The organism is Vibrio sp. R10-SG3-ISO3, from assembly GCF_059834225.1.
Map to the genome: position 1 here is coordinate 119298 of NZ_JCBDHE010000020.1, position 20861 is coordinate 140158.

Annotated in this window: 20 protein-coding genes and 1 tRNA gene; 16 read left to right on the plus strand and 5 right to left on the minus strand. The window is 44.9% G+C overall.

Annotation, left to right across the window (positions count from 1 at the left end; all coding sequences use genetic code 11):
- Positions 1-7 precede the first annotated feature (7 nt).
- The 3 genes from AC6R1A_RS05730 to AC6R1A_RS05740 form a co-directional block, all read right to left on the minus strand.
- Entirely contained in the window at positions 8-2365 is a 2358-nt protein-coding gene (locus AC6R1A_RS05730) for a fatty acid cis/trans isomerase (protein ID WP_500633569.1), read from the minus strand.
- 64 nt (positions 2366-2429) lie between these two features.
- The gene (locus tag AC6R1A_RS05735; protein ID WP_500633570.1) at positions 2430-4067 is read right to left on the minus strand and encodes a VRR-NUC domain-containing protein; all 1638 of its coding nucleotides are present in this window, start codon (positions 4065-4067) and stop codon (positions 2430-2432) included.
- A gap of 84 nt (positions 4068-4151) precedes the next feature.
- Positions 4152-5384, minus strand: coding sequence for an L-lactate MFS transporter (locus AC6R1A_RS05740; protein WP_487903392.1), 1233 nt, complete (start codon positions 5382-5384; stop codon positions 4152-4154).
- Between the two features lie 428 nt (positions 5385-5812).
- Between AC6R1A_RS05740 and AC6R1A_RS05745 the strand changes: the two genes are divergently transcribed.
- From AC6R1A_RS05745 to AC6R1A_RS05755, 3 genes are all read left to right on the plus strand, one after another.
- Entirely contained in the window at positions 5813-6352 is a 540-nt protein-coding gene (locus tag AC6R1A_RS05745) for a DUF3332 domain-containing protein (protein ID WP_500633571.1), read from the plus strand.
- Between the two features lie 227 nt (positions 6353-6579).
- Complete coding sequence (locus AC6R1A_RS05750; protein ID WP_500633572.1) at positions 6580-8580, plus strand: methyl-accepting chemotaxis protein; 2001 nt, start codon at positions 6580-6582, stop codon at positions 8578-8580.
- A 207-nt stretch (positions 8581-8787) separates the two neighbouring features.
- Positions 8788-10161, plus strand: a complete 1374-nt coding sequence (locus AC6R1A_RS05755; RefSeq protein WP_500633573.1) for a transporter substrate-binding domain-containing diguanylate cyclase — start codon at positions 8788-8790, stop codon at positions 10159-10161.
- Positions 10162-10203: 42 nt separating this feature from the next.
- Here the strand turns inward: AC6R1A_RS05755 and AC6R1A_RS05760 are convergent, their stop codons facing one another.
- Entirely contained in the window at positions 10204-10725 is a 522-nt protein-coding gene (locus AC6R1A_RS05760) for a DUF2058 domain-containing protein (protein WP_487903396.1), read from the minus strand.
- Positions 10726-10963: 238 nt separating this feature from the next.
- Here AC6R1A_RS05760 and AC6R1A_RS05765 point away from each other — a divergent pair.
- Positions 10964-11038, plus strand: a tRNA-Gly gene (locus AC6R1A_RS05765).
- 208 nt (positions 11039-11246) lie between these two features.
- Here AC6R1A_RS05765 and AC6R1A_RS05770 read toward each other — a convergent pair.
- On the minus strand, positions 11247-11459 hold the full coding sequence (locus tag AC6R1A_RS05770) for a helix-turn-helix domain-containing protein (protein WP_334551764.1): 213 nt from the start codon (positions 11457-11459) through the stop codon (positions 11247-11249).
- A gap of 133 nt (positions 11460-11592) precedes the next feature.
- Here AC6R1A_RS05770 and AC6R1A_RS05775 point away from each other — a divergent pair, with 133 nt between their 5' ends.
- From AC6R1A_RS05775 to AC6R1A_RS05830, 12 genes are all read left to right on the plus strand, one after another.
- Positions 11593-11805, plus strand: coding sequence for a hypothetical protein (locus AC6R1A_RS05775; protein ID WP_334551765.1), 213 nt, complete (start codon positions 11593-11595; stop codon positions 11803-11805).
- A 9-nt stretch (positions 11806-11814) separates the two neighbouring features.
- Entirely contained in the window at positions 11815-12993 is a 1179-nt protein-coding gene (locus AC6R1A_RS05780) for an Arm DNA-binding domain-containing protein (RefSeq protein ID WP_500633574.1), read from the plus strand.
- A gap of 379 nt (positions 12994-13372) precedes the next feature.
- Entirely contained in the window at positions 13373-13798 is a 426-nt protein-coding gene (locus AC6R1A_RS05785) for a hypothetical protein (RefSeq protein WP_500633575.1), read from the plus strand.
- 449 nt (positions 13799-14247) lie between these two features.
- Positions 14248-14499, plus strand: a complete 252-nt coding sequence (locus AC6R1A_RS05790) for a hypothetical protein (RefSeq protein WP_500633576.1) — start codon at positions 14248-14250, stop codon at positions 14497-14499.
- 573 nt (positions 14500-15072) lie between these two features.
- Entirely contained in the window at positions 15073-15582 is a 510-nt protein-coding gene (locus tag AC6R1A_RS05795; RefSeq protein ID WP_500633577.1) for a hypothetical protein, read from the plus strand.
- A gap of 133 nt (positions 15583-15715) precedes the next feature.
- Positions 15716-16423, plus strand: a complete 708-nt coding sequence (locus AC6R1A_RS05800) for a hypothetical protein (RefSeq protein WP_500633578.1) — start codon at positions 15716-15718, stop codon at positions 16421-16423.
- Positions 16424-16567: 144 nt separating this feature from the next.
- Positions 16568-17119: a hypothetical protein gene (locus AC6R1A_RS05805; RefSeq protein ID WP_085570167.1), complete on the plus strand. Its 552-nt coding sequence runs from the start codon at positions 16568-16570 to the stop codon at positions 17117-17119.
- Between the two features lie 150 nt (positions 17120-17269).
- Positions 17270-18256: a DUF3644 domain-containing protein gene (locus tag AC6R1A_RS05810; RefSeq protein WP_500626187.1), complete on the plus strand. Its 987-nt coding sequence runs from the start codon at positions 17270-17272 to the stop codon at positions 18254-18256.
- A gap of 139 nt (positions 18257-18395) precedes the next feature.
- Entirely contained in the window at positions 18396-18701 is a 306-nt protein-coding gene (locus tag AC6R1A_RS05815; protein ID WP_500628923.1) for an HNH endonuclease, read from the plus strand.
- A gap of 161 nt (positions 18702-18862) precedes the next feature.
- Positions 18863-19615, plus strand: a complete 753-nt coding sequence (locus AC6R1A_RS05820) for a hypothetical protein (protein WP_500633579.1) — start codon at positions 18863-18865, stop codon at positions 19613-19615.
- Positions 19616-19757: 142 nt separating this feature from the next.
- Positions 19758-20558, plus strand: a complete 801-nt coding sequence (locus tag AC6R1A_RS05825) for a hypothetical protein (RefSeq protein ID WP_500633580.1) — start codon at positions 19758-19760, stop codon at positions 20556-20558.
- Positions 20559-20772: 214 nt separating this feature from the next.
- On the plus strand, positions 20773-20861 hold an 89-nt coding region (locus tag AC6R1A_RS05830; RefSeq protein WP_500646151.1), incomplete at its 3' end, for a transposase.

Sequence of the window (20861 nt, forward strand, 5' to 3'; positions counted from 1 at the left end):
AAAACGTTTATCTGTTTTCAAAACGATTATAGTCCAGCAATCCAAATTCGATCGGTTGATCCGCTTTATACCACTCGTGCACGCGGTCACTGAACGGCCAGAATTCATCAGAACTGCGGCGAATCGCGAATTGATCCAGTATCTTAATGTAATCGTCTTCGGTTCGCAGCGCTTCTAATGATTCGACCAACTGATCGACCTCAGATTCCTCCAACGATAGGTACGCAGCCGGATAGCTACCGATCACTCCGCGCACTAAGGTTAAATCATCATTGGCGAAATCACGGTTACTCTCTTCATTAAACAAGCTAGAAATATTGGTGTGAGCGTTATTGTGTAGCAGAGTAAACAACTGCTCTTGTCCGCTTGGCGCGCGCACCATGATCATCAGGCTTTGTGGCAAATGGACCAGACCTTCACCTTGTATTGCATCGATACGTCTCAGGGTTGCTTCACTGCGCTCGCTTAGACCCGTTTGCTCAATCTTGAAACGGTTGGACAGTACGGGGGCGAGTTGGGTTTGGAGAATGTCATACAGCTCCGCTTTCGGATCATCGCTGGCATAGCGCACTTGCGTTGGTTGGTTGAAGGGTTCGACGTTGCGCTGTAAGAAATCACTCAACTGAGCGCTCTGATCTTGATACCAGCTCGAATGCTCTTGATGACGAACCTCTTGAGGAAGTAAGGCGACAAAATTACTTTCTCCCTCTAGGCGCAGGAAGTCCATAAACATGCGCGTCATCAATTGGTGGCCAAAGTTGCCATAGACATCAAAGCCTGCCACAAGGAGGTAATGAATGCGCTCTAACAAGGCATAATCAAGCACCCAGGCGGTTTTTGGTGGCGTGCCGACTAACCCTTGGACCACTGACGCACTATCAAAATGGCGAAATACCGTGAGAGCGGCATTGGGGTTCGTGCCACCGCCTGTCCAGATGATATCGGTGGTCAGGTGTTTGCCGTCTTTAAACCACTGATTGGTGAACTCAGATTTCGCTTTCAAATAGCGCGCTTGCTGCTTGGAATAACTGACCCAATTGGCAATCGGCAGCGTATTGCTTTCCAGCTCAGCAGGCAGTTTTAGGTTGTCGGCTTGCGAGCGATAAAACTCATTCACTTGCGGAATATCCGATTTATCGGGATCTAAAAAAAAGACCCAAAATCGGTCATTGATGACATTGAGCGCCAATTGTCCTCGGCATACCGGCCCTTTGATGAAGGCGTTGATGGTATTTTGTGCGTTGTCGAGCAAGTAGTTGAAGCGCGCTTTGACGGGTAGATCGATAAAGGCCGTCATGGGATTCGCCGCGACATCAGGCTCATAACTGGGTAAGGTCGCGACGTCATACTCAGCATCAATAAACCAGCTTTTCCAGTTGTGGTAGCGCTGCTTATTAAGCGCATAGGGCATGTGCGTCTTATCGACAATAGTGCCTTGCTCAGGGATCAAGCGGTAGTATACGCGCGCCACGCCCGGATCATCGTACGGCCTGCGAGTGGCAATGCGCTGAACCGGCTCGCCCGGTGGGGTTGCTGAGCGTACGATAGTGAAAAATCTCGGCTGCGCATCGTCTATCTCAGAGAAATAAAGATGGAAGAGAAACAGGTGCTCATAGAGATAGCGCGCAGTCAACTGACCTTTACGAGAAGGCAGATTAAGCAGTGCTTCATACTGATCAACATGTTGCTGCTGCTCTTGGCTAAGCGGCAGCGGTGCGCTCATCGTTGCGCCGCCTTGCAGCCAGGCCATGAGAGTCGCGTATTCCTGTTGGGGTAAATTTGGCATGCCGTAGGGCATTCCCCAAGTTGGGTGATCCGCTTGGTATTGCTCAAACTCATCCATGGTTGGGCACACTTGGCTTCGGTCAATAGCAAAATCAAAACCTTCAAGTTGAACTTGTTTGGGTAGTGGGTGCGCCTCTTTTTGCATCAACATTTTCGCCATCAAGCCCGCCTCTAGGTTGGCGGTTGGCGTTTGATTGCGCTCGTTTAAAACCGGGTGAAAGCCGAGCTCGCGCCACTGTTGTGTGGTTTGCGCGTCTTCAAACAGACGCGTCGGGCTTGCGGCAGTCAGTCGCGTACCTTGATAGACCAGTTCCTTGCTTCCACCTCGTTCTATTCCTTCAACTGATGACATCTTGAGCTGGCAAGGGGCGTCGTAACAGGCGTGGCAAACCACACAGCGTTTATCAAGAATAGGTTTGACTTGAGCATGAAAGAAATCGTGTCGTGTATCGCTCGCGTCGACTCGGCGCTCGCGCACTTGCTCTATGCCAAACAGCTGATCGTAATTCAGGCCAGCATAGGTGGCACAGCCGGCAAAAAAGAGTACGGTAAGTAGGCTCAAGATCTTTTTTGGATTCATGATTTGGATGATTCCGCTGGTCAGTGATAGATGAATTGCAGCAAAAACTGAGCGATAGTGCAAATTAATGCGCATTTTCGCTCGAATAAGGTTCCGCCTGGTGCGTGACATAACAGACCGAAAAAGGTACTTCAAGCCGTGTGAAGTATTCAATCCAGCGCCATTGGTTATCTTGCAGTTTGTCACCGGGTCCTTTGACTTCTATCCATTGATATTGACCCTCTTTAAAGGCGATCAGATCCGGCTGGCCATTGCGATACAGCTTAAGATCGCTCAATAAAATGCGAAACAAAGCGATCAGTGTGGGTGTTGGAATGGTGTTTAACGCTAGGCTAAGCAGTTCTTCGTCCAATAGCGACCACTGTACAAACGCATTGTTGGTGGCGTATTTGTCCCGATAGGTCGTGAGCAGTGCTGACCAGTCGCGCCCTTGTAGAGTTTGCATCACATGCTCAATCTCTTCGCGGCGTTTGCTTGCGAAATCTGAATGGTAGAGATCAAGCGGGCGATATTGGTAAGCATTGATGAATGCCCCTTCGACGGGCGCAAAGATGACAGGCCAAAATGCCAAACCAAATAAGCCATTGAGGAGCGCATTTTCACAAAAATAGACCTGCCAACCTTGCGCTTCTAAGTGAGCTTTCACCGCCAACTCAACCCGTTCTCGAGAGAGGTCAAGCGCAAGGTGCATCGCATCGTGCGCAGGCTTTTGCGCCCTGGGTACGCGCTCTCCCTGCTTGCGCTTTAATCGTTGTTGCAACTTGAGCGCGACTTCGTACTCAGCTTGGTCTCTTGGTGTATGTAACATCTTAGTGACAACGTCACTAAAATCTCTATTCAACTTATCTAGAATGCGCGCTTGTCGCTCACGGGTGGGAGGAAGATCTGTTTGCTGATACAGCGTCAGCGCCTCGTCAAGACGCTGGACGCGCTCAAGATCGCGCGCGATATCGTTGATGAGGTGCTGACGTTTGCGCTCCACGTAAGGGTGAGTATGCGAAGTGGGGATCTGATCGGCTAGCGTAACCAGTGTGTCGGCGCATTTTCTGTCGCCTTGTTGGTATTGCTCACTCAACTGACTGAGTTGCAGCAGACTATCGACATCGTCTCTGATTGGAAAAAAGCGCCGCTCGCGGCTCAGAGGATAGGGTTCGTAACGATGAAGGCCCAAGTCATCAAGGACAAATTGACTTAAATCTTGGTGGGTATTGGCGAAAAACAGCGTGAGAAGCAGATCGAGCATGCTGCCATGCTCAAGCTTGATCCAGTCAAAATCTAACGCGGAAGCGGTGAGAAAAGGCTCGCGGGGCAGCTCAGCCACCAAGGCTTCTTTCTTTCGCTGCTTATTGAGCGGTGAAAACAGAGCGACGATTTCGGGTTTGGTCAGTAATGACGCGGCTAAGGTTTGCTTATCAATCGGACCATTAATAAGGATAAAACCGTGTTGCTCGAGTGTGCTTAACGCCTCGGTGATACTGCTGATTTCTGGATAGTGTAACTTATCACTGCGAAACCATTCGCCTTTACGGCTCAGTAATCGAACAAGCAAGCACTGAGCATCGCGGCTCTGCATATTAAAGCGAGCCAACCACGCTTGCTCGTCCTCATGTAGCAGGTCGCTGTACCACTGCTGAGCATGCGAAGTGAGCTTGATAAAATTGTCGAGGTAATAATGGGGCGCGAGCGTGGGTTGAGCGTCCATAACAATCTGTCTCGTCCTACATTACTTTGAAATACAAAAAAGGCTTACCGATCAGGGTAAGCCTTTTGCAAAACAAATCAATGTTTAGGCATTTTTCAACTCAGCAACTTTCGCTTCAGATAGCGGTTTGGTCACTAGCGCTAGCACGATACAAACCCCCATCATGACTGCTGAGATGGTGTAAGCAAGGCCGTATGCTTCGCCGTGCGTCATCGAGAAACCAACGACTGCCGCACCAATTGCACCGCCGATACCCCATGCAGTGTAGAGTACGCCGTAGTTCGTACCGTAATTTTTCAGGCCGTAGAATTCCGCTGTCAAGGTTGGGAATACCGCTAGCAGGGTACCGTAACCCACCGCTGCGATCGCCGTACCGATGATCAGTGTGAACTCTGATTTGAAGGTGGCGAAAAGCACCATGTTGATGCCTTGCAACACGAATGCGAGAAGCAGAGTGCGCACACCACCAATTTTGTCAGCCAAGATACCCGCAGCAACACGACCGCCAGAGTTAAAGACCGCAAGGATAGACGCTAGGTAAACCGCATTTGGCAGGTTTGCTTGAACACTTGCGATGGTGGTGATGTTACCAATGATCATCAAACCTACAGATGCGGCAAACGCGTACATAACCCAAAGCGAGTAGAACTGAGGCGTTTTCAGCATTGCTTTCCAAGACAAGTTCTCAGAAGTTTTTACTGCTTTTGGCGCCGCGCCCGCTTTTACTTTTGGTTCTGCTGGCGTGTAGCCTGCTGGTGGGTTGTTGATGGTGGCTGCAAGAGGAACCGCAATCGCGAGTACACCGGCACCAAGCACCATAAAGCTGGTCTGAATGCCCATGCTGTCAATCAGCGCAGACGTCACAGGAGCAAGATAAATTGCCGCCAAGCCAAAGCCTGCTGCGATCAAACCATTAACCATACCTTTCTTCGACGAGTGGAACCACTTCATCGCCGATGGAGACAAACATGCATAACCAAAACCGATACCGGCACCGGTAATGACACCAAAGGTGATGTTAAGCATCAGCGGGGTGGTCGCAAAACCAGAGGCAATCATACCTAGACCAGTCAGTACTGTACCTAGAATTAGGATCAGACGTGGACCCATGCGATCTTGAAGAATGCCCGCAACTAAAAGACAGATAGAGAAAGTGATGGTTGCAGTGGCATAAGGGGCAGAAGCTTCAGCGGCGCTCCAGCCTGCTTCTGTGACGAGTGCCTTGTTAAATACGCTCCAAGCATACAAGATGCCAAGGCAGAGGTTGATACAGAAACCTGCTAGCAGGATGCGTGATGCTTTATCAATCTTGCTCATTATTCTTCTCTGTGAGTCTCTTCGGGGGAAGAGGCGGGTTAATGGCGGAATACTCAAATTTTGTTTGCGTTTATCAACATAAGACGCAACGGGCGCGAATTATAACCAATCTATATGTGATTGGAATCTCTTTTTGGGACAAAATAGAAAATAAATACTGAGATGTTAAGCGTTTGTTTTGTTGTTAAAAATGGCGCAACAATTGATGACTGTTCTGGTTACAATTTGCGCGGTTTATGACCTAAGTTGTCAGTGGGCTATTGGTTTGGCATGTAGGATAGGGACGAATCATCTTGTCGGAATGATAGAAGTGCTGAGTAATTAGACACTTAACATGTCAGTATTCGGTAAAAAATAGAGGCGATCTCTTTCAAACCGATGACTCTGTCGTTAGCATGCGCGCCATCATCAACAATGGAACGACAATAATGAAATCAAGCAAAGTAAAAGTCGCGGTGATTGCCGCGTTAGGCGTTAGCACACTGACGGGTTGTATGGGACAAATGGCGACAACTGGGCTTGTCACTAAATTCAACCTAGAAGCGGTAGATAACCGCTACGGCCGTGAAGGTTTGTTTGTTTTGCTGTCACCGGTTTACGGTATTGCCAGTGTCGCTGACCTGTTTATCGTCAACGCGGTGGAGTTTTGGACGGGCACTAACCCAATCACTGGGAAGTCTCCTGCGGTAGTGGATACGCCAACCGACAACTACATCAAGGTAAACGATAAGTTGGACAAGTCTCTAACGGATGTCCCGCTTTCCAGTGCGAACGAGATTGAAAACACAACGATTCAATCCATTGACGCCAATACCGTACAAATGGACATCGCTTACCTAGATGGAACAAGCAAAACGCTTACGGGCGTCAAAGGTGATGAGAGTGTAGCGTTTTACTTGAATGATGAGTTGATCACAACTGTATCAAACCAAGAATTAGAACAGTACGTGGTGAGCTCGCACATCTAATCGAGTCTCGCCCTGGAGCCTTCTGGGGCGATTTTTGGGTTCTATCACATCTATAAGTCTATTATCCGAGTCAACGCCTGCCACACTGGTCCTCAGATTTAACGCCCTTTTCGATCGCGCATCACTAATCCCAGCTAAACGAAAGTAGTAAGTTTTTGTTCACTATTGTTTAACAATCCGGTTGAACAGGATATAGTTGCAGCGAAACTAACTTTAGGAGTTTAAGGATGAAACTCACGATATCAGGGAAGTTACGTCTTAGTTTTGTGTCACTTGCAGTACTTTTTATCGTATCCGCTTTGTTTATTTTTCGCAGTGTTAACACTGTAGAGCAGCATACCGATTCGCTGCTATCGACCGATCTTCCGACGGTCGATGCTGCGCGTTCCATTCAGCAATCACTTCAAGCCACCGTATCCACGTTACGTGCCTATATGCTATTGGGCGGCGACGAGCGTGTCGGAGAGCAACAGTTCCAGCAGTTACAGCAAGCGATGGAGGGCCTGAATAACGCCTTGCCTACACTTGAGCCGTTAGTAAGTGAGGCGCAATACCAGCAGATCAATGCGGCTTGGCAGAATACCAGCGCACTGTTTTCACGTATCGCCCAACTCAGTCACAGTGACGAAAATTTACCTGCTCACTCATTGTTTATCTATGAAGCGGCGCCGATTGCCGAAGTGGCGTTAGATCAGTTGCAGGGCCTGATTAACGATGAAGCGGGCAATAAAGAGGGTGGAGAGCGCAAGCGCTTGTTCCGCTTGTACGCAGACAGTTATACCTCATTTGCAAATGCGCTGTCGGCGATGCGAGATTTTCTCCAATACGGCAAACAAGAGCACTTAGACAAGTACCATGAGTGGCTTGACCTGCATGCCAAACCAGTCAATGAAATTGAATCTAAATTAACCTTACTGTCGAGCAGTGATCAAGGTTTGTGGGATCTGTTTAAAGAGATGCAGCAGCTATACTATCCATTAGCGGATCAAGTGGTTGCACTGCGACTCTCCACCGATTGGAATCAGGCAAACCAAGTGATGGCCAACGAGCTGATTCCCGCGGTGGATGATCTAGACCGTCAGCTTGAAGCCTTGATCGAGATACAACAGCAAAAAGCGGACATAAGCGGTGAGGGGATATTTACCTCCGTGACGACAGTCATCAGTGTTTTGGTTGGTTCAATCATTGCTGTGGTGATTGTGGCGGTGAGCTTGTCACAAGCGATGGGTAATAACATCGGTCGCCGTTTAAAAATTGTTTCCAAGCGCGCGCAGGCCATTGCTTCAGGGGATGTCTCTCAATCCCCATTGCGCATCGAAGGGAGCGATGAACTCGCGAGCTTGATGCTGTCAATCAATACCATGAACACGGCGCTGAATGAGATTGTTCATGGTGTATCGAGCAAGGCTCAGTCGGTCAACGACAGTATGAATGACCTACTCAAAGCCAACCAAAAGACCGCGTCTCAAGTGGCGCTACAAAAAGAGAAAATGAGCGATGTTGGCAATCAACTTGCCGATGTCAGTGAAAGTGCCCAAACCACTTCAGTTCAAGTGCAGCAATCGGCTGAGAGTTTGGCGCAATCACGCCAGCAGATTCGACTCGGTGGTGAGGCACTCGAACACAATCGCACCACAGTGGATGAGCTGCACAGTCGTATTGAAGCGGCCAATCAGCGAGTTGCTGAGTTGAGTAAAGAGAGTGAGGCGATTGGCCGCGTAACAGAGGTGATTGAAGGACTTGCGGAACAAACCAATCTACTGGCGTTGAATGCTGCGATAGAAGCGGCGCGAGCGGGTGAGTACGGGCGCGGTTTTGCTGTGGTGGCTGATGAGGTGCGTTTGCTTGCCTCACGTACCACGGAATCGACTTCTGAAATCAACGCTATCGTCAATGCGATTCAGACGTCGACCTCTCAAGTGGTCAGTGAGATAGAACAAAGCCGCCATCTAGCGCAGCAAGGCGCAGCGCAAACCCAACAAGCCTATGGGACGCTGAGCCAGACTACCGACCAAATCGAACAGGTGAGCCAACAAATGAATGCCTTGTTGGATGCCGCGCAAAGACAATCTTCAGCAACGCAAGAGATACAGTCGATCATGGCGCAGGTGATCGCATCCGCAGAAGACGTGGCGACGATTTCTGTGTCGTCCTCACAGGTCACGGATACCGTCAAGCAAGGCATTTCTGATCTTAATGGCGAGATGCAGCGTTTTAAAACTGAGTAATAGACGCGTAGCGCAAACGTGATGGGGTAATGCCCCCACCTGTTTAGTGAGATCCAATTCTCAATTATGTGTATTGTTGCACTAAGTTTGTGGGTGAATCACGATGGGCGCAGGAAAAGCGTGCTGACGTCGTCTATACATTAACCGTTGAGTGAAGTATTGAAGCTCAAGCAATGCATGCTTGAGCTTTTTCGTTTAGGGGATGATGTGCGTCAGTTATTTGTACTGCTTCTGGTGTTGGTGGCTAACTCGGTGTATGCCGACCACGCGGAAACGATAGTCGTGACCAATTCCAAAGCCTGGAAGCCTTTTTCCTTTCTCAATCAGAAAGGGGAACCGGATGGGATCTTGGTTGATTACTGGCGCAAATATGGTGAGTTGAATAAGGTCAACGTCGAATTTTTACTCGTGGACTGGCAAGCCTCTTTGGATGCGATGAAAAGCGGTGACGCCGATATCCATGCCGGTTTGCTCTGGTCAGAAAGTCGAGAGCAGTATCTTGAGTATGGCCCGAGTATTATGAAGATCGATACTCAGCTCTATGTCCATCAATCGCTCATCACTCAAGACATTGATGAGTTTATGCGTGGTGACCACAATTATCGCGTGGGTGTGGTTGCCGGTGGTTACGAAGAGTCTTTTACCCGACGTGAATTTCCCGGCTTAGATGTCATCAGTTTTGCCAATAACCAACTTATGATTGATGCCGCGTTTAATGGAAAAATTTCCGCCTTTGTTTCTGATCTTCAGGTCGCGAATTTTTATCTCTACAGCAGCGATGAACCTCACCGCTTTATTGGTGTTCGTCATCTTTACTCCGGCGACTTACGCCCTGCCGTGGCGGAAGGGGAGCGCGACCTCTATGACACAATCATCAGCAACCTCAAGCGTTTTAGTGAGGACGACAAAAACCAAATATTACAGCGCTGGATGTACGTCAGTACCGTCTACCCTAAATATTTGGTGCCGCTGATTGTTTTTGTCTGTACGTTGACGGCGCTTGGCTACATTGTGCTACTTAAAGTGACGGTGAAGCGGAAAACGGTGCAGCTGGAAGCAGCCAATCGTCGGTTGAAAAAGTTGAGTGAACAAGATGAGTTGACTGGAGTCAGCAACCGCCGTCATTTTATCCGTGAGTTCAACCGCGCCATCAGTCGAGGCCACCCACTGGCGATCATCATTTTTGATATTGATGACTTTAAGCAGGTCAACGACACCTTTGGTCACCAAATAGGGGACTGCGTGATCCAAAATGTGGCGTGGGCGGCGCGAGACGCCATTAGCAAACATTGCTTGCTAGGCAGAATCGGCGGAGAAGAGTTTGCTGTGTTGGTGTTTGGTGAAACGTCGAATACAGCTCGGTTAATTGCCCATCAGATTTGTGACAATGTCCGCCTTGTTGACTGCTGTATCGAAGGCACACGTCACGTGACTGTGAGCGTGGGCTGCGCAATGTACCCGAAGACCCACAAGGGCATTACGTTATCCGATGCGGACCACTTAATGTATGAGGCAAAAGCCAAGGGTAAGGACTGTGTCGTCAGTCGAACGATAGAGGCGTCGACCACTGAGCAAGAGTAGCGAACTCACGATGGGCAAGTTCGCTGTTTAGGTGGGCGTTAATTACCACATTAAATCATCAGGGACGACAAATTCTGCATATGGGTCGTCCTCTGCGATGGTCTCTTCATCCGCTTCTTTTTGATCGACGATGACACTCTCATCACGCTGAGCAATTTTATTCGCGACGCTACTTGGAATCACAACGTAAGACTCATCTTCGCGTACAATTGCAAGAATGCCTTTACTAAGCTGGGTTCGCACCAGTTCCGTCACATAGAGAGATTTGACCAATGTGCCATCGGTAAAGTTGTACTTGATCTCTCCATCGCCCAAGTCTAGCTTGTTCATCTGGATCAGTTGTTTCACTTGGGCGCGAATCTCTTTGCTTAAGCGCTGTTCGTTTTGTTCTTTGCTGAGTGCTTTATCACGTTCAACTTGCGCTTTTTTTTGCTCTTCGACGGCGGCTTTCACTTCACGCGCTTGAACACGCGATTTTTTTGAGCCTTTCTTGGCTTTCTTGAGTTTCTTCTCATTGACTAAGCCAGCTTTGAGCATTTGCTCTTGAAGGGTGAGTTTTGCCATGGCAATCAGTTCTCGGATAGCTATCTAAAATTGGCTTTATTCTAGCGAGCAAAACACGACAAATAAAGGATACCGACCGAATTGGGTGAGCCGCCCAGCCCAGAAAAAGGGTAAAGAGACGATGCGTCGATGAAAGTTTGCCCGTTACGTACAAAAAGCGTCCGAACGAGCTAAATAACTGGAAATTAGGCTTTTCTTTTTCATCGGATATGGCATAGTAAACACGCTTTCCGAAGATGCGTACTTCGTATAATGGCTATTACCTCAGCCTTCCAAGCTGATGATGCGGGTTCGATTCCCGCAGTACGCTCCAATCATTCCCAACTAATATTTTTGTCCCAACCTATTGAATATTAAGCGCTTTATTGCGTGTTTTTTCATGTCTGAAATTCAAGATCGGGACGTTGCCTATTGTGTCGGTGGCCAAATGGTGGCCAATTTGGTGTCCACCATTGGTGAAGGGTACTAGGTGACGTTAAATGTGCTCAAGTGTAGTAGTCGTCAGCTCATTATTACTTTTTCTAATTATTGTTTTTAGGTATCCGTTCGAATAACTCTGCAACAGTGATATCAAAGTAGCCACATAGTGTATCAATCACTTCTAACTCTACACGGGTCGCTGTTTCGTTATACAAACGCGTAATCGTGCCTCTATTGATCCCTGTATCGCGTGATACATCGGAAATTTTAAGTTTTTTTTCACCCATGATTTTCGACAAGTGGCACTTCAACATGGTCTTCTCCTGTAAAAAATGACCTCCTAAAGGTTAAAAATGCTTGCAAAAGAGTATTCTTATGATACATTTTATTCTCCAGGAGAGCATTAAGCTCTTTTGAAAGATATTTAGTTCAGCAGGAGATTGTACGATGGATAATACCTATTTGACAACGTCAGAGCTCTCAAAGCGAATCAAGTATGACGAAAGAGTGATTAGAGAACAGCTGAAAGACAGCGTTCTGTTTGAGGGAGTGCATTACATCCGTCCATTCGGTGGTAGAAAAATACTTTTCATTTGGGAAAGAGTAGAAGAGGAAATGCTTAGCGGTATTTCAATGCAATCATTAATCACTGGTTTGTAAGGGGGAAATATGGGGATATTGAACGTTCGAAATGGCAGACTTGTCCTTCAGTTTCGCTATCGTGGTCAGCGTTGCCGAGAACAAACGAAACTGCCTGACAACAAGTCTAATCGAAACAGATTGGAGCGTCTACTCAAAAGGATAGAGGCGGAAATTGTACTCGACACCTTTGACTATGCAGCTTACTTTCCAAAAAGCTCTATGGCTAAGCGCTTTGCTGAGGTTAAACGAAGAGAAGAAAAAGCAAGAAGTTATTTTGAAGCGCCAGAATCACCAACATTTAGGGACTTTTCTGAAACATGGCTAGCCGAAATGAAGGTAGAATGGAGTCATAGCCATTTGGTGGATGTTGAAGGCGTATTGAACAAATACCTATTACCGACATTCGGAAATAAAAGGATCAGCGCCATCAATAAGGCTCAAATCATGCAGTTTCGTTCCATCCTCGCCAAAGTACCGGGACGAAATTCGCAGTTCTTAAGTCCATCACGGATAAATCACATAATGACACCGCTTAGGATGATTCTTAATGAAGCCGCTGATCGTTATGACTTTAACCCAGCCTGGAAGAATATCAAAGCCTTAAAAGTAGGGCGCACTGAAGTAGACCCTTTCTCATTAGATGAAGTGGAGTTGCTGCTTAAACATGTTGATGATGATTACTATGCCTATTACGTCACGCGCTTTTTTACGGGAATGAGGACTGGCGAAGTCGACGCCTTGATGTGGAAAGATGTTGATTTGGAGAACAAAACGATCACCGTCAGACAGAGTATCGTTAGAGGTCGTTTGAAAGGGCTAAAAACAGATGGCTCGTACCGCGTGATTCAATTGACGGATAGGGTAATTGAGGCACTAGAAAAGCATCGCCGTAGCGCAGATGAGGCACTAAAGTTTGTGTTTACGAATGCACAAAAACGCCATCTCAATTACGCCGTCGTAGCGCGCTCTATTTGGTACCCCGCTATTGAAAAAGCAGGATTGAAGCGGCGCAACCCATACCAGACAAGGCACACGTACGCAACGTTGCTACTGTCTGCGGGGGAGTCACCAGAGTGGATTGCCAATCAAATGGGCCACACTACGACGACAATGTTGTTTCGAGTGTATTCACGATATGTACCTAACCTTACGCGAAAAGACGGAAGTGCGTTTACTCAGTTTCTTAGTAGTGGAGGTGCCCTATGAATTGCTCACCACTTGCAGTCCATTGCGCTAGCTTATGTTTTGATGTAATCCAGCGTGATGATTTTGAGACATTTAGTCATCAAGACATCCAAGGGTTCTATGATGAGGTGTACCAACTCGTCTGTGAGCGTTCTAAACTGTCTCCGCGCCTATATGAACAAGAGCACCTGTTTCTGTGCGAGGTGACTAATGCTGTAATTAGCGTTTTGCATTGTTGTCTCGAGTCTAGATTAAGTCGCGATGTTATGTGGATTTTAAGAGCGATCGAGTCACGCATTGACATGTCGATTAAAACTATTCGTCACTAGTTCTATGTGCGCACACTGCTGATTAGCTTGTGCGCTGCTAGTCGAAATACGTCTCGCTTAGGTGTACACCCATGAAAAAAGTTTTCGTAACTCTTAACTGCAACACCAACCGCCAGTCTGCAAAAAAGAACATACGCTTTGAGCATGAGCTTCTCTATGCAATTGAAAATGTTAAGCCTAACAATCAACCGTTTTCTCAATGGGTAAAGGGAGCCTGTTGGGACAAGATTCGTTGTGAAAGTGATGCCGACACTCCTATGTGCGCACAAGAGGAAAGTAGAGATTACGTTTCTGTGCGCACAGTGAGATCGGGCACAGACCTGACACCATCAACTATTGTCAGTCCAGAACTGCTAAACCTAGTCGTCGCATTCCATCAGCAAGGCCTTTATTATCAACAGATAGCGGACAAGCTGAATGACTTGAAGATCCCTTCGGTTGAAGGAAAATGCTGGAGCAGAATCGCAATAAAAAAATTGATCGAGTCTTGCGCATAATCACCTGTATTAGGACGTCATTTCTGAAACCTAATTCTGAAGAAGTCAATGTTGGTGATTGTTGATATTTCGTGTGAATTGTATAGACAACGTATCGTAACGGAACCAATGTGGCTTTAATCGGTTCGTAAATGGAAAGGGAGCAATAAATGAACAAACTAAATGAATGGATGGATAGAAACCCGACATTGACGACCATCATTGTCACCATTTTGGGGTTAGCTCTTGGGTATGTTCTTTTTTAAAGTGAGATATGGGTACTAATAACCGTTGAGTTGCTGCAGAACTTGCCATAGCTCCCACGGGCTTCTATTGTGCAATAGTATGTTGCACAAATCAGTCAGAATCAAAATACTCTTAATGCGCTTCGTAAAAGGGTCTATATTACGGCTAATAACCCGCTATGCTATATATTATCTAATATCATTCTTGAATCGAGAGAAACGGCGTTGAGCGAGAAAAGGCTATCAGAAAAAGAACTGCTTAAGGGTATTACAGCTGACACAGCCCACGCCGATGAGCTTGCAACAGTTTCATGGGATGAACTGGGACTCGAATCCTCAGAGGCTAACTATAGAGCTGCTTTGAAGAGGATAGAATCCTTGTCTGATGTGGCTGAACCAGGCACACGCGAAGGCGACGAACTTGAAAAGCTAGTGACTTGGGTTGAAGCGTATGAAGAGGAGCACTTCCCATTTTAAGTTAGCTAGTTTTTGTCTGAATCACCCCCTAAGCGCATCGTTCGTCAGTTAAACTAGTTACTGTGCAAAGCATGCATAATACTTATCAATCGACTGCGGAGTATTACTCGTAGCTCGGTTGTTGAAAAATTGTCGATAGGTTTCTCAATGAGAAAGTTCAGCAACAATTCAAATATTCCCCAAAACTTGGAATGAGCTGTATATGGTTAGTAGGTTGCAGATGAAACTTGCTGGCATACTGGTCTCGAACTCGCTTTTGGAGTAAACAGCTATGGCCTCAAGCTAATTCCTACAATCTGATGACAGCGTGTTAGGGCGAAAATTTCGAACACGCTCCTGTCACAGAGATAGCGGCAGAATTTTTTCCTAACACGTCTTTGCCATCATATGAATGATAGACGGGAATTTGTCGTGAAGCTCAACAAGTGTCATAATGAATCATTCGCTAATGCTCTGATTTACTGTGGTTTATTAGTGCTAAGTAACAAGTGGGTAGAAGTAATAGGCGGCAGGATGCGAGTTGGAAAGGCGGCTTGTTGCCGTATATAAAGCGTTAGAACTCAAGGAGAAAGTATGGAGCACCTTATACAATCTATAGAGAAAAGTATTGAAACACAAAACTGGTACGCGGCTTTAACTTTAGCGATTACTTTGCCAGATATATGTGGAAGGCTTAATAATCCAAAGTGGGGCTCTCAGAAACGTTTCGAAAATTGGTTCGATAAATATATGAAGCATCATTATGAAAGCCCTTTTCATGGCGAGGACTTCACGTTTTTACCTGCTTCTGATTGTTATGCACTTCGCTGCGCTTTCTTACACGAAGGCAGAGATGATGTTACTCAGCAAAGAGCAAGAGAAGTTGTTTCAAAGTTTGCTTTCTCAACAACAGGTTCGCATAAGTGTATGTTTAACAATGTCCTACTACTAAATATTCAATCGTTTTGTCTTGAAATTTGCCAAGGAGTCAGGGCATGGAAAATTGAATTTGAAAATGATGCTGACGTTTTAAGAGGGCTGGAAGAATTACTAAGAGTGCAAACTGAGGGCTTTTCTCCGATTCCGGGAGTGTTCGTACAATGAGTTCTAACAATCGCTTCAACCTGACTGCCAACCTTTGGTATTTTTGGTTTGGCTTTAGTGATTACGGTGGCCAGTTTGAGCTCGGTTTAGTTGGCAGCAAGTTAAGCGGGCGTTAGCTGTCTAAGGAGAATATATGTACAGGATTAGGCACAAAACTGCGAAATGTACTATTTGTCAGAGCAAAATTGCGCTTAATGCGAAAAAGTGTGTTCATTGTGGTAGCTATCAGGATTTTAGGCGTTACATCGATGTGGGTAACACATCTTTATCTCTTCTTGTCGCTCTTTTTACGTTAATCATTCTTGCGTCAAAAGAAATTTTTTCGATTTATGAAAGTTATATCGTTAGTAGGCAGGAACCAGAAATTATAAGCACAATAGCAAGTATTAGTGACCGGGAATTGAATGTTATATATACAAATAACGGCAAGTCAAAAGGCATTCTGCCTAACGGTTCATTGTGTTTAATTCCGGTAGCTAACATCGATAGTGACTACTACCGAGATGTTGAATTAGAACCAGCAATAGGAACAAATTTAAGGCCCGTGAGTTATGATGAGATTGAACGAATAAACATGTCCGTTTATTTGACTGATTTACCTCAAAGTAAAATGGTTCTTTTACCAAGTCAGACCATCATTGTTTCATACAAATTACACCAGCGTAGGGATTTGATAAATCAAGAAGTCAGTAACGAATTTAGAGCTTATTGTAATTTATCGGTAAGTAACATATACGGTGAAAATCAGTTTGGTGGCATCAGTGTGTTAGACAACGGTAGTATTCTGCTAATGCAAAGTATATTACGTGAACGTCCAGAATATACCCCAACCAACAGCTAACAAAGCGTTTAAGACGGATTCCCAACGCTTGGCATTTTCGGTTTGAATCGGCTTTAGTGTTTACGGCACAATAGGTTAGGTCTGGTGGTAGCGTTGCTCACCACTTAACGCGGCGTTATATGCCATTGTAGTAATGAGGATTTTATGTCAGTTGAGTTATCGTCATCCTTTTCATCAGAGGATTGGCAAGAATTAAAAGATAGCCAAGATAAGGCTCAAATTATCACGGTTTTACGTCATCGTTATTCCGAGAGATATTTTGAACCATTCAAGAAAAATGAATCCAAACACGGCTTCAGTATGATGGCAGTTTCGTGTTTAGTTATTGAATCGTTAATTTCATTAAAACGCGGATGGAAGAAAACTAATAAACCGGGGAAAGTAATCTTTGAAGAGTTCTTCTCCACATCGCAACATTTAACTGATTTTACTGGACTTGGCGCTGATTTTTATCAACACATTCGCTGCGGTATTCTGCACCAAGCAGAAACTACGGGAGGTTGGCGTATTCGCAGAGATCGCTCATTGCCGCTTGTTTGTGCAGATACGAAAGTAATCCACGCAACAAAATTTCTAAACCAGTTAGAAAAGGAATTCGAAAACTTTCTAACTGAACTAGACGAACAAGAATTCGCGTCACCTCAATGGAGCAAGGTTGTGAGGAAAATTGACCATATTGTGACTAATTGCGGCTAGCATATAACAAACTGTTTAAGAGTGATTCGCAACGCGTGGCATTTTTACTATGCGTTGGTTTTAGTGTTTAAGGTGGTATGCGGGAGCTTCGGTATTGCGTTGCTCACACCTTAACAGGGCGTTAGCTTTCAGCGGAAATTGGAGATATGAGTGAAATCAAGATCTAGAAGTATGTTAGATAAGTCTATTGCAGCGATGTTATCTGCAATAGAAATTTATAATAAGCCAGACTTTAATTATCGGGAAGAGACATTTTCAGTACTTTGTATTAATGCTTGGGAATTACTTTTAAAAGCAAAGGTTTTGCAGCTTTCTCGAAACCAAGTAACAAGTCTGTATGTTTGGGAAAATCGCTCGCTGAAAGGTGGTGGCAAGTCTAAGAAAAGGTACATTAAATATAATCGCTCAGGTAACCCAATGTCTGTGAGCATTTACGAGGCTCATCGTATAATAACAGAAGATTATGGTGTAAAAATCGATAAAGCGGTGAAATCCAACATCACAACACTTGCTGAAATTCGAGATAACTCGATTCATTTCATTAATGATGATCTGACTCTTGCTGTAAAAGTCCAAGAGTTAGGTACGGCATCTTTACAGAATTATCTACACTTAGTCCAAGAATGGTTTGGTTCAGTTCTTGATAAGTATAATTTTTACTTAATGCCAATGGCATTTTTCAGAAGTTTTGACTCAGTTAATGGAGAGGCGCTCAATGCGTCAGAGAAGAAACTTCTTCAGTTCATTAATCATGTTGAAACCGAGTATGATGACAATGAATCTGAGTATAATTTATCGTTACGAATAGATGTTAACTTCAAGAAAGTCAGAAGTGGTGATGGTATACCTGTTCAAATTACAAATGATCTTCAGGCTCCAATAATAAGGCTTGAAGAGGAAGAAATAATGGACAAATACCCGTGGGATTATGATGTATTAAATACTCGTTTACAAAAAAGATATTCAGACTTCAAAATAAATCGCGAGTATCATGAACTACGTAAATCCTTTGCTACTGATAAAAGGTATTGTCATGAACGCCTGTACAACCCAGCCAACCCTAAAAGTGGTAGTAAGTTGTTTTTCAACCCAAATATCGTGAAAGAGTTCGATAAACATTACAAAAAGAAAAGCTAACAAAGCGTTTAAGACAGATTCCCAACGCTTGGCATTTTTCATTTCATCGTTGGGATTTGTGTTTAAGGTGGTATGGTTACGTTCAGTGGTAGCGTTGCTCACTACTTAACGCGGCGTTAGGTGTATAAGGAAATAATCTATGAAAAAAGACCCACGTCATCACATATATGTAAGAGACAATTGGACTTGCCAGTATTGTGGCCGAACAGGAGCTTCGGATTTTAACGCTTGGAATGAAGCATGGTTTGCAATTGATCATATCAAGCCTAAAAAGCATGGTGGTAGCGATGATGATTCAAACTTAGTGGTAGCCTGTCATACTTGTAATAGCGTAAAAGCCGCTGATATGTGTAGTTCAATTGAAGAAGGCAAGGCTATTATTGCTCGAAAGAATGAGGGACGGAAAGAGTGGTTCAATAAATTTGTGCTGGGAGTCGGCGAATAACACCTAACAAACAATTCAAGCAGACCCTCAACGCTCGGCGATTTTTGTTTGCGTCGGGTTTGGCGTTGCCGAGCAATGCGGAAAGTGAGCCAGTGCGTTTCGGGCTACTTAATTGGGCGTTATGTACTTATCAGTTATCAAACAAGTAGTAGGAGTTGATAATGACAACAATTGGTTCACTGTTTGGTGGGGTTAAATTCCCATATGTTTCGCCTATTCAATTTACTGACATCATGATGGACTCTTTTGTCATCCAGACTGAAAATGTAATTGAATCGGAAATTGAAAAATTTAAGGAAAACGGACCAGAAGAACAAGTAATTGAGATATGCGCTGAAGAGGGGATCTATGAGTATATTGAACATTATTGCGGCTTAAGCAGCCAAGAGGTCATGTTAGATGAGATCTTTACTGAGTACTTTCCTAGTTTGAATCGTCGGTCTGCCTTTCAGACGATTTACAGCACATACGAAGTTGAATTACAGGCTCTATGTAGGCGTTATCATAAAGATTTAGGTGGCAAGAAGTTCGAGCGGTATGAAGGCTCTGGTATCGTAAAAGTACACAATTTCATTAAGTACCACTTCCCAAACTTGAAAAATTCCGTTGAATGGAAGGCTATTGACCAATTACGCATATTAAGAAACAACTGTGTTCATAACGATGGTCGAGCATTCAAGGCTAATGGTAAACCAGTCAAAGAGATAGAAAGCTTAATTCAAAAGCACTCGAATCTATTCCATCATGATGGCATAAAGGATGTTGATGCTGACGGGAACACTATCAGGTACGTTAGTGGCGGTGCACGCCGAAAAGGGCGCTATGTGTTGTTCGAAAAAGGCAGTTTGCAATATGTGATTGGTGCTTTCGAAGAATACGTAAAAGCTATTGTTGGTGAGTTTTCCAAACGGTAAAAGCGTACATAACAAATTGCTTAAGAGTGACGGCTAACCTTTGGCATTTTTGGTGTGGTTTAGTTTAGTGATTACGGTGGCTTTGCTAAGGTTCAGTGGCTTAGCCGCACCTTAGCAAGGCGTTAGTTTTTAGGAGAATACAATGACATTGTCAGTGGCTTGGATAAGAAAGGTTAACAATACTGAAGAGCTAATGGTTGCGACAGATAGCCGACTTCGTTGGGGAAGAGCATGGGACTGCTGTCCTAAAATATTCCCGCTAGTTAGACAGGATTCTGTGCTTTGTTTTGCTGGCAACACTCAGTACGCCTATCCAATGATGTTGCAAATTAATAACTCATTGAGCATGCATGGGAAGTCTTCGTCTCGTGCGTTAGATATTACAGATGTGAAAGGTCACATACTAAAAGTCATAGAGGGCATGCGTGATCATATTCATGATCTACCGCGAGGTAGTGACGCTTTTGAAGCTCCCGATGCTCTGTTTATATTTGCTGGTTACTCATGGAAAACTCAAAGCTTTAAAATTTGGACGTATTATTACGACCCAAAAACTGATAAGTTTTCTTGCAAAAAAGCATCTAGTCATCGAAAAAAACTCGATGGAACAAAGTACTATGCATTCATTGGTGATAACCTAGATATTGCTAGAAAAAAGACTACGGAGTTACTTATAGAAAAAGGCTTAGGTGACAATCCTGGCTTAGATATGGAGCCTTTAGAAGTTCTAATTGAAATGATTCGTGATGAAAAATACCCTCATATCGGTGGCTCTCCACAAGTGGTGAAAGTTTATAAACATATGAATACAATGCCTTATTCTGTCTATTGGCCGAATAAAGAAAGCAACCAAAAAACCTTTTTAGGGCGACCGATGTTAGATTATGAAGTCAACGAGTACTTTGTTCTAGATCCAGACACGATGAAACTAGAAAAAAACTAACAAAGCATTTAAGAGTGATTCCCAACGCTTGGCATTTTTCATTTCATCGTTGGGTTTCGTGTTTACGGTGGCTTGGTTAAGTTTCGTGGTAGCGTTGCTCACACCTTAATGCGGCGTTATGTTTCTAGGAGTAACTGTGAAAGATATGTAGTGGTTTAATGATTCCGGACATCACTTTAGGTGGTAAACTTGCCACCGTAACAAGAGGTGTTTAATGACTAGAAAGCGTCGCTCATTTACTGCTGAGTTTAAATTAGAGGCCGCGTGCCTAGTGCTGGATCAAGGCTATTCGGTTGCTGAAGC